Annotated in this window: 2 protein-coding genes; both read right to left on the bottom strand. The window is 26.5% G+C overall.

Annotated elements, in window-relative coordinates; all coding sequences use genetic code 11:
- Positions 1-454 (bottom strand): MBL fold metallo-hydrolase (locus AMN81_RS04885; protein WP_179850570.1); only part of this gene is annotated, 454 nt, incomplete at its 3' end.
- 26 nt (positions 455-480) lie between these two features.
- Positions 481-698 (bottom strand): PQQ-dependent sugar dehydrogenase (locus AMN81_RS04880; protein ID WP_143312061.1); only part of this gene is annotated, 218 nt, incomplete at its 5' end.

Here is a 698-nt window from a genome sequence, read left to right as displayed (position 1 = left end):
GATGGTCATAATGATTGTGAGTAAGCAGAAATACATCTGTTTTTGGAATTTCTTTCAATTGAATAGCTGGGTCAACATATCTTTTTGGACCAAATATCAAAGGTCCAGCATTTTTTGAAAAAACTGGATCTGTAATAATTGTTGTTTCGCCTAATTTAATTAAGAATGTAGCATGTCCTATCCAAGCAATATAATTATCATCTTTAAATTTTTCTAAATTTTCTCTAACAATTTTTTTATCGATGACATGATCTTTTGGAACAGTAATATCAATTTTCTTTTTTTCTTTTATAAATGTTCTATAGGAAAATTTTATATCATTTGATCGAACTGGAGATCCTTCAGGATTCCTAAAAGTTCCATCTGGTAAATGATGATAAGGTCGTTTTTCCATTGCAATTAGCTCTATATTAAAAAAAAGAATGACACATAGTAAAGATATTATTTTTTTCATTATTTCTACTAAAATCTTTTTCTAGTTTAATTGTTATTTTTTTCCATTAGCCATAAGCTATTTCCCGCAAGAAAATATATTTTTCCATTAACAGGGTGAACTTGTATGTCTCTTATTCTTCCAATTTTATCTTTGAAAATAATTGTTTCTTCAATATTAGACAAATTTTGAAAGTTTAATTTTCTCATTGATTTATCTTTTAAAGAAGTAATTAACGCTTCGCCATTCCATTCATTAAATTCTT

Source organism: Candidatus Pelagibacter communis, from assembly GCF_001179845.1.
GTDB classification, from domain to species: Bacteria; Pseudomonadota; Alphaproteobacteria; order Pelagibacterales; family Pelagibacteraceae; genus Pelagibacter; species Pelagibacter ubique_Q.
Note: the sequence above shows the minus strand (reverse complement) of the source record. Positions and strands in the feature narration are given on the sequence as shown.